This is a genomic window from Myxococcus sp. NMCA1 (assembly GCF_026810205.1).
Classification (GTDB): domain Bacteria; phylum Myxococcota; class Myxococcia; order Myxococcales; family Myxococcaceae; genus Myxococcus; species Myxococcus xanthus_A.
The window spans coordinates 442,515-456,844 of the sequence record NZ_CP113950.1; the positions used below are offsets into that span (position 1 = coordinate 442,515).

The following is a 14,330-nucleotide window of genomic DNA, read 5'->3' on the forward strand; positions in this document are numbered from 1 at the left end:
GTCAGCCCAGGGGCGACTCAGAGGTGACGATGCCGTCCAGGTCCGCGTAGACGTAGTGGCCGGGGCGGAAGGTGACTCCGGCGAAGCGGACCTCTTCGTCACGTTGTCCCTCGTTGCGCTTGAGGCTCTTGAGCGGGTGGGTGCCCAGCGCCTTGACGCCGATGCGCATGCGGCCCACGTCCTCGGCGTCGCGGATGCAGCCATTCACCACCACGCCCGCCCAGCCATTCTGCTGGGCGAGCAACGCGAGCTGGTCTCCCACGAGCGCGCAGCGGCGGCTGCCTCCGCCGTCCACCACCAGCACCCGGCCCTGGCCGGGCTCCTCCAAGGCCTTGCGCACGAGGGAGTTGTCCTCGGGCGCCCGCACCGTGCTGATGGGTCCCGCGAAGGTCCGGACGCCGCCGTAGTCCTGGAGCCCGGGCTCGGCAATCTGGAACCGCGGGGTGCCCGCGTGGGCATCGCAGAGGTCGGCCGTCTTGAAGTCGGTGAACGTGCTCATGGGCTTCGAGCCTTCTCAGGCCTCGCGGGACGACGCAACGTCCAGGGCGCGGAGGTCCTCCTCCGTCAGTTGCAACGTGAACGCACCCAGCAACTCCTGCGTCTGACTGGCGGACGTCGCGCTCGCGATGGGCGCCACGATGGTGGGCTGCGCCGCGAGCCACGCGAGCGCGACCTGGGCGAAGTTTGCTCCCGGATGCCGACGCGTCACGGCGTCCAGGGCATCAATCACCGCCCAGCCGCGCGCGTTTCCATACTGCTTCAGCACGCCTTCGGCGCGGGCCGACTTTGGAGGCGGCTGGTCCTTGCGGTACTTGCCCGTGAGGAAGCCCGAGGCCAACGCGAAGTAGGGCGCCACCACGAGCCCTTCCCGTTCGCAGATGCCCCGGAGCGATGACTCGAAGTCCTTGCGCTCGACGAGGTTGTAGTGCGGTTGCAGCACCGCGTACCGGGCGAGGTTGTTGCGGCGGGATACCTCCAGTGACTCGGTGAGCCGCTGCGGGGAGTGGTTGCTGGTGCCCAGCGCGCGGACCTTGCCGGAGCGCACCAGCGCGTCGAAGGCCGCCATCGTCTCCTCCACCGGCGTGCCCAGGTCCTCGTAGTGCGCGTAGTAGAGGTCGATGACGTCCACCTGCAACCGGCGCAGCGAAGCCTCCACGCTGCGCTGGATGTGCTCGCGGCTCAGGCCCTTCCCCAGCTCCGTCTGCGAGCCCACCTTGGTGGCGATGACGATGCGCTCCCGAGCGCCGCGCGACTTCAGCCACTTTCCGATGAGCGTCTCCGACTCGCCGCCGCGGTTGCCGGGAACCCAGCTCGAATAGACGTCCGCCGTGTCGATGAAGTTGCCGCCGTTGTCGACGAAGGCATCGAGCACCGCGAACGAGGTCGCCTCGTCGGCTGTCCAACCGAAGACGTTTCCACCCAGGCACAGGGGGGATACCTGAAGGCCCGTGGTTCCGAGCGCCTTGCGTGCTTCGAGCTTCGTCTGGGGCATTGCCTGTCTCTCCCTCGATGAGTGGTCGGCCAGCGGGCCGTGACCGGCGTAGCTAACGCGTCCCGGAATGGGGTGCAGGTCAAAATGCCCCGTTCAGCGGCGAGAATGTCTCCGTGCGGTATCGAGCATTTCCCACCGCTGGGGATGCTCCGCGAGCAGTGCAATCCAGGGGTTCACTTCGTTTCGAGCCGTGGCGCTCGCATCACGGAGCCGCTCGAGGACGGGCACGGCGCGGCTCAAGCCCAGCCGGGAGATGGATTCCAGCAGCGCCTCGCGCACGCTCGCCTCTGGTTCGGCGCTGTAGCGGGCGGCGAGTGCATCGAGGTTCGCGGAGAGCTCTGCCACGGGCGAGGTCGCCAGGGCCCGTGCAGCCGCGGCACGCACGACGGGGGACTGCGCTGACTGGAGCAATGTACGGGCCTGCGCCACGGACGGTCCTCTCACCGCTTCGATGGAAGACGCGCCCAGGAGTCCCGCTGCCGTGGCAGGGTCTTCCGCGACGGTGGCCAGCGACACCGCTCGCTCCGCCACCACGCGGTAGCGGCCGGCGTTGCGAGCGGCTTCCTCCCGGAAGTTCGCCACCGCGGCCGCGCGGACCTCGGGCGCTGCGTCCGTCACCCAGTCGCGGTAGACGTCTCGGCCCTTGAGGACATGGATGCCCAACAGTTGGGTGGAGGGCTCCCCCGTCTGTTGCAGTGAACGAATCAACACGGCACGCAGGCGCGCGTCGGGTGACTCACTGACGCGGTCCACCAGCCGCTCCAGGATGCGGGCCCGTCCCTCCAGTGCGTAGCGCAGCACCCAGGTGCCGGAGAGCAAGGCGAGCACGTCGGCGTCCTGCTCCTTGCTGAGGTGCTGCCAATGCACGTCCTCGGACAGTGACTCCACGAGCCCGCGGAGTTGTTCTCGCACGTAACGCCGGTACGCCGGTGAGGCGTGGCCCTGGCGATACTCCGCGAGGAGCGCGGTGAACTCACACGGCACCTCCTTCAGCGGCTGCGCATGGGCGGGCAGGGGCGGGAGCGTCGAATGTCCGGCGTCAGCGTCCTGCGGCGTCGAGGCATCGAGGACAGGGTCGGTGTTCCTGTCTGGAGCCCTCCAGAGGCGTGTGCCCACCACGGCTGCGCCCAGCGCCCCGGCGAGGAGGACCCAGCCGAGCCTTCCACGCGGATTCCTCATGGCGTCCGGGCCTCCACGTCCTCAGGGCAGCGGTGATACACGCGCTTGTTCAGCCACAGCCGGTCGAAGTCCACGTGTCCCGCGTCGTAGAGCGCCTGGAAGTCGGCGACGTCTCGTGCGAATCGGCGGTCCTGCTTCGCGTAGTCCCGCACCTGGGGAAGGGCCTCGGCGCCACCGGCCCGGAGCGTGTATCGCAGGAGCGCCCAGCGCACGCACAGGCGCTGCTCTCCAGGAAACGCGGCGCTGAAGTGCTTCAGCACCGCGCGCGTGTCGCGGCCATCGGACAGCGCTAGCGCCGCCAGCTCCCGGACGTTGGCATCTGTGTCACTCTCGAGCACCCAGGCCAATTGCTCCACGGCCCGCGCATCCAGTCGCACGGACAAGGATGCGGCCAGCTCCACCGCCAGGGCGCGGACGTGACGGTCCTCGGACTCCCGCGCCAGTGTCAGGAGCCGTGTGAGGTAAGGCTCCTCCGAGCCTCCTGCCTGGAAGTCGTTCTTCATCACCCAGCCCAGCGTTCTCACCGCGAGCAGGGACATGCCCTGAGGGGCCGTGCTTCTCCTGGTCAACGCCATCAGCCGGTCCTGCGCAGGGGCGCCGAAGCGCGCCTGTGTCTCCAGTGCCTGCAGCGCCTGTGCGCGGTGGTCGGTGGAGGCGTGCTGCTCCGCCATCGTGAGGAGCCGCTCGGCCACCCGCGCATCCTTCACCGCGGAGGCTTCACGCAGGCCCGCCATCAGTACGGAGGCTTCGGGCGCCGGTGCGGTGTCAGCCCAGTCGAGCACCTGAAGCGCGGCCTGGGCGTCTTCACCCAGGACTTCCGGAATCCGTTCGGTGAGGAAGGTGAGGGCGGCGGGGTCGTGCTGCGCCAGAGCCTGCTGGATGGCGGCTCGCACCGTCGGCAGCCCGTGAAGTTGTTCGAAGTCCAAATAGCCCGCGCGGCAGGTGAGGTGTGGAAGACGTTGGATGGGCGGCTTGGCGGCCATGGCGGGGGTGACGCCACACACGAGGAACGGCCAGAGCGCGCGGGCCCAGCCTCGGACTCGTGCGCGAAGGGCCTGGCTGTGGGGAGGGGAGGCGGGCATGGCGCGTGTCGAGCCCCGGACGATGCGTCGCTGAAACCATCCAATTTAGTCAGATTTACAAGAAAGACGGTTTCTTCCGCACTGCCTGAGACTGTCCATAATGTGTCGACGACGGCACGAAGAAGCGGGGGGCATGGGAGCGGGCGTGCGGGGACGCAGACTGCCTCGTGCCGCATGTTATGGAACGCGCCATGAACCACGCTCACAGTCAGGCTCTCTTCGCTCGCGCGCAGGCCCGCATCCCCGGCGGAGTGAATTCCCCGGTGCGCGCCTTCCGAGGCGTTGGCGGCGACCCTGTCTTCTTCCGTGAAGGCACAGGTGCCTGGCTCACGGATGTGGACGGCAACCGCTACGTCGACCTCGTGGGGAGTTGGGGACCGCTCATCCTGGGCCACGCATATCCGCCCATCTTGGACGCCATCATCGACGCCGCCCGCCGGGGCTCGTCCTATGGCGCGCCGCATGCGGGCGAGGTGGAGTTCGCGGAGCTCATCTGCGCCACTATGCCCGCGGTGGAGATGGTGCGCCTGGTCTCCAGTGGCACCGAGGCCACGGTGGCGGCCATCCGCGTCGCGCGGGGTTTCACCGGCCGCGAGCACATCCTCAAGTTCGAAGGCTGCTTCCACGGCGCGGGAGACCCGTTCCTGGTGAAGGCGGGCAGTGGCGTGGAGACGCTGGGCCTGCCGGACTCGCCGGGCGTGCCGTCGGCGCTGGCGAAGCTCACGCTCACCGCGCCCTTCAACGACCTGGCCGCCGTGGAGCGCATCTTCGCGGAGAATGGCCAGGACATCGCGTGCGCCATCATCGAGCCGGTGGTGGGCAACATGGGCGTGCTGGTGCCGAAGCCGGGCTACCTCGAAGGGCTGCAGGCGCTCTGCCAGAAGCACGGCGTGCTGCTGGTGCTGGATGAAGTCATGACGGGCTTCCGGCTGTCGCGAGGCGGCGCGCAGGAGCTGTACGGCCTCAAGCCGGACCTCACCACCATGGCCAAGGTGATTGGCGGGGGCATGCCGATGGGCGCGTATGGTGGCCGCCGCGACATCATGGAGAAGGTGGCTCCCGCGGGCCCGGTGTACCAGTCCGGCACGCTGTCGGGGAACCCGGTGGCGGTGGCGGCGGGCCTGGCGTGCCTCAAGGCCCTGGCGGCCCCCGGCACCTACGCACGGCTGGAGGAGGTCAGCCGCATGTTGGAGGTCGGCCTGCTCGCCGAGGCGAAGGCCGCGGACGTGCCCGTCACCGTCAACCGCGTGGGAAGCATGCTCACGGTGTTCTTCACCGGTGAGCCCGTCTACGACTACACCAGCGCGAAGAAGGCGGACACGGCGCGCTTCGGGAAGTTCTTCCACGCCATGCTGAACGAAGGCGTCTACCTGCCGCCCAGCCAGTTCGAGGCGGCGTTCGTGTCGCTGGCCATTGGCGAGCCGGAAGTCGCGCACGTCCTCGCGGCGGCGAGAAAGGCCTTCCGTTCGCTTGGCAAGACCGGTTGAGCCCGCGCCCCTCGAGGGGCCCGTTCGCTTCGGTCCCTATACCCTCGTGCGCCGCATCGGCGCCGGGGGGATGGGAGAGGTGTTCCTCGCGCGTGAGGAGGCGCCTCGTCGTGCCTGTGTGGTGAAGAAGGTCCTCCCGCAGCTCATGGCGAGCCCGCAGTTCGCCGGACGCTTCCGGGATGAAGCCCGCGTCGTGGTGCGGCTGCACCACCCGAACATCGCGCGCGTGTACGCCATGGGCGAGGTGGAAGGGCAACTCTACCTGTCCATGGAGTACGTGCAGGGCAAGACGCTCAGCCGGCTGACGTACCGGTTGCGGCAGCTCGGGCGGACGCTGCCGCTGGGCATCATGCTCCACCTGGGGCAGCGGCTCTGTGAGGGCCTGGCCTACGCGCACGACGCGACGGATGAGTTCGGCAATCCGCTGCACCTGGTCCACCGGGATTTGTCTCCCGCGAACGTGTGCATCAGCTACGCGGGCGAGGTAAAGATCATCGACTTCGGCGCGGCGCAGTCCACGCTGAAGGAGCAGCAGACGGCGCCCCGGGTGGTGATTGGCAACCTGACGTACATGGCACCGGAGCAGGCGCGGAAGCGCTTCGTGGACCGGCGCGCGGACGTGTACGCGGTGGGCGCGCTGATGTGGGAGCTGTTCGCGTGGAAGCCCCTGGCGCAGCGGGGCGACCCGGTTGAGCGGTGGCGGCGCGCGGCATACCCCCAGTGGGAGCCAGCGGGGAGCGTCCGGCAGGGCGTGCCTACCAGCGTGGATGCGTTCCTGATGCGCGCGCTGGCCTCCGAGCCCGACAATCGCTTCCCGGACGCGGCCGCCATGGGCGCGGAGCTGGCGCGGATGAAGGCGAAGCTGGCGCCCAACGTGGGGGATGCCGACGTCGCGCGCCTCATCGCGGCCGCGTTCCCCCGCGAGAAGAAGGCGGAGGAGCTCGTGCTCCGCGAACTGCTGCGGGAGCCGCGTTCCCGCGCACTCACCGAGCCCGCGTTGGCCACCGTGCTCGCTCCGCCCACCGCGCTCGCGTTCGAGCACGAAGGCATCGACGCGCCCGAGGACTACGTCCCGGCCGAGCGCGGCGACGCGGAGACTTCGAAGGCGCCGCCGTCCGCCCAGTCTGATGCGAATGTCCCAGCCGCGCCGGATGCCTCCACGCGAGGCATGCCAGCGAAGGCCGCGCCCGCCGCGCGTGATGACGCGGATGAACTTGAAGTCACGGTGCGCGGGATTCCTGGAAGGGCGCCGGAGTTGCCCCGCGCTGTGAATGCGCCTCGCGTCACCGCGCTGTACGGGACGGAGGACGAGGCGACGGTGGTGGAGGGCGGAGCCTCGCGAGCGCGACGGGGCCTTCCCGTCGGCGAACGGGCACACCTCGATGAGGACGGGGATGCCACCGTCGTCCATCCATCGCGAGGCCCGGCCGCGAGCGCGCCACTCGATGAGGACGAGGAGACCACGGTCGTTCAGCCCGAGCGTGCCCGGATGGCGGCGGACGCTGGCGTGGCTGCGAAGTCCCCGGTGGACCCTGGGGCCGCGAACTCCGGAGCCCGCCTGGGCGGAGACGCGGCGGCCACCGAAGCCGTCGATGCGGCGAAGCTGATGGTCGCGCTCGAACGGGCAGAGGCCAGCCGAGGCCAGGGCGCCCGTGCCACCGCGCCCGAGGATGTCACCGTTACGGAGGTGAATCCCGCCAGGGCGCTCCAGTCCTTGCCGCCCCAGGCCGCGCAGCTGCGCCGAGCCACCCGCGAAACACAGGTGGGCTTCGGCGTGGACATCTCCCAAGCGGTGGATGCCGCGGCGGTGGAGGCCCGTCGTCTGGAGCTGGTGCGCGCCATCACGGGGGATGACGCGCTGCCCGTGCCAGAGGTCGAGGAGGACTCCGGCACATGGCTTCGCGGCGGGCGCCCCTGGCTCGTCGCGGGGCTCTGCGCGGGCGCGTGTGCCCTGGGGCTCGCGCTGGCGTGGGCGCTGGCCTGAATCCATCCGCGGGCGTCAGCTTCCCCAGGGCAGCCGGTAGCTGAAGCCCAGGCTGATGGTGGCGGTATCAATCCAGTTGCTGGTGAAGCCGTCGCCAAACTCGTCCTCGTTGTCGTCCGACGTGCCGCGCGCGCCGCCGCCCAGGTAGCGCAGGTTGAGGAACGCATCCACGTTGTCGGTGATGCGCACGCCGCCGCGCAGGGACGCGTCCAGCAGCGCGCCCGTGGTGTTGGAGTCACTGTCGCCGTTGATGATGGCGGTGGGCGCGTAGCTGCCGTCCGCCTCGAAGCCCAGCCACCAGCCACCGCCCAGTCCCCACCGTCCGCGCACCTTCAGCAGCGGCACTGGCCCCACGTCCCGCGCGGTCCGCCGCAGCGTTCCGTCCGCGGAGGTGAAGACATAGCTGGCGGATGCTGTGAGCCAGCACGTCCAGGAAGCCCATCTCTCCCACGAACTTCAGCTGCACCCGAGGCTCGTCCGGAGATGTGGGCGCCTGGGCCTGGACGGTGAAGGCGCGCAGACAGAGAAGGACTCCCAGGACGGCGGCATGGCGGTGCATTTCTGCTCCTCGCGAAGGGATTTGCGCCCCGGACGCGTGAGCTTCAAGTGCGTTACCAGTCTTCGTTTACCGCCGCGGCGGAGGTGTCCAGAGGGAGATAGAGCCGGAAGGTGGTGCCCTGGCCCGGCTGGGATTCCAGCGCGACCCGGCCCTGGTGCGACTCGATGATGCGCTTCACCACCGCCAGCCCCAATCCGGTGCCCTTGGCCTTGGTGGTGAAGAAGGGCTCGAAGATGCGCGCCCGCACGTCGGGGGAGATGCCTGGCCCGCTGTCCGTGAACTGCACCTCGACTTCGGGAGTCCCCGTCGCGCGCCGGACACTCGCGCGCAGCATGCCGCCCTGAGGCATGGCCTGCACGGCGTTGATGGCGAGGTTGAGGAAGGCTTGGCGCATCATCCGCTCGTCCACGGTCACCGAGGGGACATCGTCCGCCAGGTCCATCTCCACGCGCACCTGGCCCGGGGCCTCCGCCAGCGCGCCTCGCACCGCGTCCTCCACCAGGGGCGACAGCGGCACGGCATAGGGATGCGGCGCGGGCGGCCGCGCGAAAGTGAGCAGGTCCGCGACGATGCGGTTGAGCCGGTCCGACTCCTCTCCGACGATGTCCAGCAGCGGCACCGCCGCGCTGTCCGGCCCGACGATGCGGCGGATGGATGCCACCGAGTTGAAGATGGCACCCAGTGGATTCCGCACCTCGTGGGCCACCACGGCGGACAGCTCGCCCAGCGCGGCCAGCCGTTCGCGGCGCACCAACTGGGCCTGGGTCCGGGCCAGCTCCACGTAGCTGGCTTGAAGGTCCTCCACCAGCCGCGCGCCCTCGCGGGCCAGCGCGAGTTGGTTGGCGATGGCACTGGCTCGCTCCACCTCCGCGAGCGTGAAGCGCCGCGGCCGCCGGGTCTCCACCGCTATCATCACGCCCATGGGGCGCTCGTGGACCACCAGGGGGAGCACCAGGAATGCTCGAGCACCGGGCAGGCGCCGTACCTCCTCGTTGACGCGCAGGTCGGAGCGGGCGTCCTCCACCATCACCACCTCGCGCGTGTGGAACGCCACCGACGCGAGTGACGCATCGGCCGGAATGAGTGGCAGGGCGGGCCCTTGAAGCTCCGGTGAGCCTCCCGTCATCGCGCGAAGCTGGAGCCGTTCCCCCGAGACATCCGGCAGGAACACGTAGGCATCCGACGTGTCCACGATGCGCGCCAGGCTGGTGGCGCCAATGTGCAGGAGCTTGTCCAGTTCCAGGGTGGCCGCCAGCGCCTTGGCCACCTCGTGCAGCAGGGCCAGGTCCTCGGCGCGGCCACGAAGTTCATGCAGCAGCCGGTGGGATTCGATGGCCGCCGCGAAGTGGCTGCCCATGGCCTGCAACGTCTCCCGTTCGAGCGGCGTCAGGGGCCGCCGTTCCCGGAAGAGGGCGGACAGGGTGCCCACGCCCCGTGAGCGCACCCGCAGGGGGACGACCACCACGGTGCGGAAGCCCTGCCGGAGCAGCTCCTCGCTCAGGTCGTCCGGACAGGACTCCACCTCGCGCTCCAGCGGGATGCCTTCTCGTTGCGCCTGGAGGCACAGGCTTCCGGCTCGCCAGCGCCGCGTGAAGTCCTCCGAGCCTTCGGTGTCCAGGCCGCTTGAGTACGCGAGCTCCACTTCGCCGTCGTCCGCTGGCAGGAGCACCGTCACCGCGTCGCAACCCAGGAGCCCGGCGATTTCGTCGGTCCCCGGCGCGAACAGTGCCTGTGGGTGCGGCGCGGAGGCCGTCACCGAGGCCAGGCGGTTGAGCGCCGCCAGCGCCGTGTTCTGCGCGGACAGGCGGGAGATGGTGAGCGCCGCGTCCAGCGCCGCGGACACCTGCGCGCCGAAGAGCCGCACGGGTGGCAGCTCCTCCTCGCGCAGCCAGTCCGCCACCAGCGCGAGCATGGCCCGGGGCTGGCCCTCCACGTCGATGCGCACCGCGATGGCACGCGTCTGTCCGGCGCGCTGGATGCCCTGGCGAACCAGCGCGCCCCGGGCGCCTCGGAGGAAGCGCTCGGCCTCCTGGGGCAACTCGTCTGTATAGGCCGCGCCGTCGCGCCAGGCGCGCTTCAGCAGGGGAGGCCACTGGCCCACCACATCCCGTACCCAGCGGCCACTCAGTTCTGCGGCTTCCGTGGGCACAATGCCGGGCGGCACGAACGTCTGTCCCAGCCGGACGCCCAGCCGGTCTGGCGAAAGCCACGCGCAGCCAAGTCCCAGCTCCTCCACGCTGGAGAACATCCTCCGCAGCACCTCGCCCTCGGTGCGCAGCGAGGGCAGGCTCGCGCCCAGCTCGGCCAGCCGCTGGAGCACGCTGCGCCGCCGGGCCCTCGCCGACACGTCGCGCACCAGCACCACCCACTCCGTGCCGCTGGGGATGACGGTCAGCTCCACCCGCCGCTCCCCTTCGGTGGTGCGCAGCATCGTCTCGTACGTGGTGGGGACGGGCTCGCCGCGCTTGCGACGGGCATGGCGGGACGCCAGCTCCGCCTCGCTCTCCGCCGAGACGAGGAGCGTGGCGGGCTCACCCAGCACGCCCTCGCGTGGGTAGCCCGACATCGTCACCAGCGCTTCGTTCACATAGACGAAGCGGCCGTCACGGACGACGCAGACACCCACGGACATCGCATCGAAGGGGCCGTAGGCTGCCCCGGTTTCGGCGGCGGTTTTCACGGCGGGCCTGACTCTTCCACCGCTGCCAGTCCGTGCGAAATTGCTGACCCGCCGCTTCGCCCACCATCCCACAACCCGGTGCCAGCCCTGCGGCTTGTACTTAGAACGGGCCCGGCCGCGCAGGGCGGCCGAGCCCGTGTCCTCATGGTTGCTGTCGCCCGAGCCGAATCAGGCGGGAGTGGCCCCGGGGGACTCCGCGCCGCGGTGGTGGACCTTGGTGTACAGGCCGATGAGCTCCGCCTGTCCCACGATGTGGCCTTCCATGGCCTCCCGGAGCTGTGTGCGCGAGGCGCGGCCCAGGTCCGGTAGCACCGTGTCCAGGGCGAACAGGCGGAAGTAGTACCGGTGCATGCCCACGGGCGGCATGGGGCCCCCGTAGTTCTGGCGGCGGAAGTCGTTCTGACCCTGGCGGGCGCCCTCGGGGAGGACGTCCGGCGTGGCGCCTTCCGGCAGGCCCTGGGCCGAAGGTGGGATGTTGTAGACAACCCAGTGGGAGAAGGTCATTTGGGGATTGCGCGGGTCTGGCGCGTCCGGATCCTCCACGATGAGGGCCAGGCTCTTCGTCCCGGCGGGTATGCCCGTCCATTGAAGCGGCGGTGAGATGTCCTCGCCCTCGCCGGTGTAGGCAATGGGGATGAGGTCGCCGTCCTTGAAGCGGGGGGACGTGAGCACGAGCGGCTTCGGCATGGAGTCCTCCAGAGGTGTCACGGTGGGTTGACGCGTATCGGGTGCAAGCTGGCGACGCAGGCGCCCGGGCGCCGAGGAGCGGGCCGGCCGGCGCCCGGAGGCTGGCCACCCGGGCGTTGGGGCAGGCGCCCCCATCCCCATGCGCCTGCTCGGGCCGCCGGACCCCAGCGCCTCACCCAGAGGCGAACCCGGGCCCTGGCGAGCCCCCAGGAAGGGCCCTCGATTCCATGCGGGGCAGATCGGCGATAGCTGAGCTTGCCGAAGCGGCAATCGCCACTGGGGGCCGGGGGCCGCTGCCCATGGTACCGGTTGCGTGTGCCGCGTGTTCGGTGTTAAGCGGCGCCCCGCGTAGAGGGGTTGGATCGGCGGGGTTGGAAAAGCGAGGTTTTCCCAGGGTTTGGGGAGGCGTCCGAATGGAAGTGAAAGAGCCCCGGAAACCGGGCGGTTCGGACGGCAGCGAGTTGGGGGAGACGGCCCGGCAGATGAGGGCGGCGCAACCCTACATCTCGGCGGTGTGGAAGCTGGTGGGCGGATCGGTGGTGGGCGTGCTGGGCGGCTACTGGCTGGATGGGTGGTTGGGGACGGGCCCCTGGTTGATGGTGGTGATGAGCCTGGTGGGTATCTGCGTGGGCTTCTATGGGTTCCTCCATGAGATGGCCCGGCTGGGGAAGCGGAAGTGACGGCGCGTGGCGGCGGTAGCGGGACGGACTCCTTCAAGAGTCATGCGGCGCTGGCGGGTGGCGTGGCGGTAGTGGGCCTGGCGCTGGCGGCGTTGATGCCGCAGGTGGTGGAGGACCGGGTTTCGGCGGTGTGGGGCGTGGGGCTGGCGGCGGTGACGGGCGCGGTGGCGCTGGTGCTGAAACGGCGGGCGGTGCGGCAGGACCTCAATGCCGCGCTGAAGGTGGTCGGAATCATCTTTGGCCTTCGGGCCGTGGGCGTGTTGGCGGGGCTGTTGGGCGTGGTGTCGCGGGGAATGGCGGCGGTGCCGTTCATCGCCGGCTTCTTCGGCGTCTACTTCGCGCTGCAGTGGATTGAAGTGAGCTACGTGATGGCCGCGTCGAAGGAATCGGCGGGCGGAGACGAGTGATGCGCAAGGCAATGGTGCTGTTCGCCAGTCTGTTTGCTGCCACGGCGTGGGCCGCGGGGTCCGAAGACGACGTGCCAGGGTACATCCTCCACCACGTCGTGGACTCGCCCTACCTCGAGATCGAGGTCCCGCTCAGCACCCCCATCAAGGTGCTGGAATTCCCGAAGTGGCACGTCCCGCTGAAGGCCAACGGGTGCGCGCCCCGGATGACGGAGCACGGCGAGGAGGTTCCGGGCTTCATGGAAGGCTGCCTGGACCTGTCCCTCACGAAGCACGCTGTCATGGTGTTTCTGGCCGCGCTGCTGGTGATGGCCACCCTGTTCATCTGGAGCAACCGCGACAAGACGAAGCTGGTGCCGCGCGGCGCGGGCGCCAACCTCCTCGAGATGCTGGTGTTGTTCATTCGTGACGAGGTGGCCATCAAGAACATCGGCAAGGAGGAGGGCCCCCGCTATGTGCCCTTCCTGCTCAGCGTGTTCTTCTTCATCCTGTTCATGAACCTGCTGGGCATGATTCCCTGGATGGCGGCCGCCACCGGCAACGTGTCCGTCACCTTGGCGCTGGCGGTGTGCACCTTCGTCATCACCCAGGCGGCCGGTATCCGCGCGGCGGGTCTGGGCGGCTACCTGAAGCACCTGACGGGTGGCGTGGCCCCCTGGCTGTGGCCCATCATGATTCCGGTGGAGGTGCTGGGTCTGGTCACCAAGCCCTTCGCCCTCACGATGCGTCTGTTCGCCAACATGCTGGCGGGCCACATCGTCCTCTTCTTCCTCCTGGGCCTCATCTTCATCCTCGGCCACCCCGCGGTGGCGACGGTGAGCGTGCCCTTCGCCTTCGCCTTCTACCTGCTTGAGCTGTTCGTGGGCTTCGTGCAGGCGTACGTCTTCACGATGCTGTCGGCGCTGTTCATCGGCATGAGCGTGGCCATGGGTCACCACCATGACGACCACGGCCACGACCACCCGGAAGCGGGCCCCAGCCACGACCACGGCAAGGCGCACCACGTCTAGGTCGTTCTGACGAGTTAGCGGGGCGCTGAAGTCCGGTGCCCCGGTCGAAGACCCGGCGGTTCGAAAGGCCGCCGGAGGTAGTCCTCAAGGGACATCACGACCCCCCCACAAGCGGGTCCACGCTACGAAAGAACAAGTGTCACCATGACCAACCTCGCTCTTGCCTTCCTCGCCGCCGGTCTGGGTGCCGGTCTCTCCATCATCGGTGCCGCGCTCGGCATTGGTAAGCTGGCCGCCGCCGCCATGGACGCCACGGGCCGTCAGCCGGCCGCGGGCGGCGACATCCGCACCACGATGATCATCGCGGCGGCCCTCATCGAAGGCGCCACGCTGTTCGCGCTGGTCGTTTGCGTTCTGCTCGCCACCAAGTCTTAAGGCGAGCGCAGGTCGAGTCATCGCTGGACGGTCGCCGGTGCCCGTAGGGAATTCCACCGCGGGCGCCGGCCGCTCCTGCCGCGGAAACCGAAGTCTTCGCAGCATCCCTCCCTCACGCTGGACATCCCGCCATGTTCCTGCCCTCCGTCCTCGCCGCCAGTAACCTCGTGAAGGTCCAGCCGGGCCTCATCTTCTGGACCCTTGTCACCTTCATCCTCGTCGCCATCGTCCTGAAGATGAAGGCGTGGGGCCCCATCCTTTCGCTGGTCGAGGAGCGCGAGAAGCAGATCGCCAACTCCATCGAGAGCGCCAAGCGTGAGCGCGCCGAGGCGGAGAAGCTGCTGGCCGACCAGAAGACGGCCATCGCCGAGGCCCGTCGCGAGGCCGCGGAGATGATGCGCCGCAACACGCAGGAGATGGAGAAGTTCCGCGAGGAGCTCATGGCCAAGAGCCGCAAGGAGGCCGAGGAGCTCAAGCTGAGCGCGCGTCGCGAGATTGACGAGCAGAAGGCGAAGGCCATCGCCGAGGTCCGCTCCATGGCGGTCGACCTGGCCATGGAAGTCGCCGGCAAGCTCATCAGCGAGCGCATGGACGACAGCAAGCAGCGCGCGCTGGCCGAGCAGTTCGTCCAGGGCCTGCCGCTGAACGGCACCAGCGCCACCGGCGCCGTGCGCCGCACTGCCTAATCCCCTTTTGGGGAAGCGCGCC

14 protein-coding genes are annotated in these 14,330 nt (G+C 69.4%); 7 read left to right on the forward strand and 7 right to left on the reverse strand.

All coding sequences use genetic code 11. The features are described from left to right. Position 1 precedes the first annotated feature (1 nt). The 4 genes from rraA to OZ403_RS01945 all read right to left on the reverse strand — a co-directional run bounded on the left by rraA (position 2) and on the right by OZ403_RS01945 (position 3,753). A complete protein-coding gene (gene rraA, locus OZ403_RS01930) occupies positions 2-499 on the reverse strand; it encodes a ribonuclease E activity regulator RraA (protein ID WP_268783329.1) in 498 nt (165 codons plus the stop codon). A 15-nt stretch (positions 500-514) separates the two neighbouring features. Then, positions 515-1,492, reverse strand: coding sequence for an aldo/keto reductase (locus OZ403_RS01935; protein WP_268783330.1), 978 nt, complete (start codon positions 1,490-1,492; stop codon positions 515-517). A gap of 93 nt (positions 1,493-1,585) precedes the next feature. Beyond that, positions 1,586-2,671, reverse strand: a complete 1,086-nt coding sequence (locus tag OZ403_RS01940; RefSeq protein ID WP_268783331.1) for a hypothetical protein — start codon at positions 2,669-2,671, stop codon at positions 1,586-1,588. Then, positions 2,668-3,753 carry a hypothetical protein gene (locus OZ403_RS01945; protein ID WP_268783332.1) on the reverse strand — a complete coding sequence of 362 codons (1,086 nt, stop codon included), beginning with the start codon at positions 3,751-3,753 and terminating at the stop codon, positions 2,668-2,670. The genes OZ403_RS01940 and OZ403_RS01945 overlap by 4 nt, the downstream gene beginning before the upstream one ends. Before the next feature lie 191 nt (positions 3,754-3,944). On the opposite strand from OZ403_RS01945, the gene hemL reads away from it, so the two are divergent. Beyond that, complete coding sequence (hemL, locus tag OZ403_RS01950; RefSeq protein ID WP_140797013.1) at positions 3,945-5,240, forward strand: glutamate-1-semialdehyde 2,1-aminomutase; 1,296 nt, start codon at positions 3,945-3,947, stop codon at positions 5,238-5,240. After that, the gene (locus tag OZ403_RS01955; RefSeq protein ID WP_268783333.1) at positions 5,224-7,224 is read left to right on the forward strand and encodes a serine/threonine protein kinase; all 2,001 of its coding nucleotides are present in this window, start codon (positions 5,224-5,226) and stop codon (positions 7,222-7,224) included. The genes hemL and OZ403_RS01955 overlap by 17 nt, the downstream gene beginning before the upstream one ends. Positions 7,225-7,239: 15 nt before the next feature. Here OZ403_RS01955 and OZ403_RS01960 read toward each other — a convergent pair whose 3' ends face one another. From OZ403_RS01960 to OZ403_RS01970, 3 genes are all read right to left on the reverse strand, one after another. Beyond that, entirely contained in the window at positions 7,240-7,569 is a 330-nt protein-coding gene (locus OZ403_RS01960) for a hypothetical protein (RefSeq protein ID WP_237077949.1), read from the reverse strand. A 266-nt stretch (positions 7,570-7,835) separates the two neighbouring features. Then, the gene (locus OZ403_RS01965) at positions 7,836-10,463 is read right to left on the reverse strand and encodes an ATP-binding protein (RefSeq protein ID WP_268783334.1); all 2,628 of its coding nucleotides are present in this window, start codon (positions 10,461-10,463) and stop codon (positions 7,836-7,838) included. A 168-nt stretch (positions 10,464-10,631) separates the two neighbouring features. Further along, positions 10,632-11,150, reverse strand: coding sequence for a YbhB/YbcL family Raf kinase inhibitor-like protein (locus tag OZ403_RS01970; RefSeq protein ID WP_268783335.1), 519 nt, complete (start codon positions 11,148-11,150; stop codon positions 10,632-10,634). Between the two features lie 413 nt (positions 11,151-11,563). Between OZ403_RS01970 and OZ403_RS01975 the strand changes: the two genes are divergently transcribed. The 5 genes from OZ403_RS01975 to atpF all read left to right on the forward strand — a co-directional run bounded on the left by OZ403_RS01975 (position 11,564) and on the right by atpF (position 14,308). After that, positions 11,564-11,830 (forward strand): AtpZ/AtpI family protein, encoded by a 267-nt coding sequence (locus tag OZ403_RS01975; RefSeq protein WP_140786824.1) that lies wholly within the window; start codon positions 11,564-11,566, stop codon positions 11,828-11,830. Further along, positions 11,827-12,237 carry a hypothetical protein gene (locus OZ403_RS01980; protein ID WP_011550536.1) on the forward strand — a complete coding sequence of 137 codons (411 nt, stop codon included), beginning with the start codon at positions 11,827-11,829 and terminating at the stop codon, positions 12,235-12,237. The genes OZ403_RS01975 and OZ403_RS01980 overlap by 4 nt, the downstream gene beginning before the upstream one ends. Further along, the gene (gene atpB / locus OZ403_RS01985) at positions 12,237-13,247 is read left to right on the forward strand and encodes a F0F1 ATP synthase subunit A (RefSeq protein WP_140786825.1); all 1,011 of its coding nucleotides are present in this window, start codon (positions 12,237-12,239) and stop codon (positions 13,245-13,247) included. Before OZ403_RS01980 ends, atpB begins: the two co-directional genes overlap by 1 nt. A 144-nt stretch (positions 13,248-13,391) precedes the next feature. After that, positions 13,392-13,622, forward strand: a complete 231-nt coding sequence (locus tag OZ403_RS01990) for an ATP synthase F0 subunit C (protein WP_046710603.1) — start codon at positions 13,392-13,394, stop codon at positions 13,620-13,622. A gap of 131 nt (positions 13,623-13,753) precedes the next feature. After that, positions 13,754-14,308 carry a F0F1 ATP synthase subunit B gene (gene atpF, locus OZ403_RS01995; protein WP_140786826.1) on the forward strand — a complete coding sequence of 185 codons (555 nt, stop codon included), beginning with the start codon at positions 13,754-13,756 and terminating at the stop codon, positions 14,306-14,308. The last annotated feature ends 22 nt before the right edge of the window (positions 14,309-14,330 follow it).

Excerpts from the sequence above, each read along its gene's own strand:
- rraA (WP_268783329.1), bottom strand. The coding sequence starts at position 499 with ATGAGCACGTTCACCGACTTCAAGACGGCCGACCTCTGCGATGCCCAC.
- OZ403_RS01935 (WP_268783330.1), bottom strand. The coding sequence starts at position 1,492 with ATGCCCCAGACGAAGCTCGAAGCACGCAAGGCGCTCGGAACCACGGGC.
- OZ403_RS01940 (WP_268783331.1), bottom strand. The coding sequence starts at position 2,671 with ATGAGGAATCCGCGTGGAAGGCTCGGCTGGGTCCTCCTCGCCGGGGCG.
- OZ403_RS01945 (WP_268783332.1), bottom strand. The coding sequence starts at position 3,753 with ATGCCCGCCTCCCCTCCCCACAGCCAGGCCCTTCGCGCACGAGTCCGA.
- hemL (WP_140797013.1), top strand. The coding sequence starts at position 3,945 with ATGAACCACGCTCACAGTCAGGCTCTCTTCGCTCGCGCGCAGGCCCGC.
- OZ403_RS01970 (WP_268783335.1), bottom strand. The coding sequence starts at position 11,150 with ATGCCGAAGCCGCTCGTGCTCACGTCCCCCCGCTTCAAGGACGGCGAC.
- OZ403_RS01975 (WP_140786824.1), top strand. The coding sequence starts at position 11,564 with ATGGAAGTGAAAGAGCCCCGGAAACCGGGCGGTTCGGACGGCAGCGAG.
- atpB (WP_140786825.1), top strand. The coding sequence starts at position 12,237 with ATGCGCAAGGCAATGGTGCTGTTCGCCAGTCTGTTTGCTGCCACGGCG.
- OZ403_RS01990 (WP_046710603.1), top strand. The coding sequence starts at position 13,392 with ATGACCAACCTCGCTCTTGCCTTCCTCGCCGCCGGTCTGGGTGCCGGT.
- atpF (WP_140786826.1), top strand. The coding sequence starts at position 13,754 with ATGTTCCTGCCCTCCGTCCTCGCCGCCAGTAACCTCGTGAAGGTCCAG.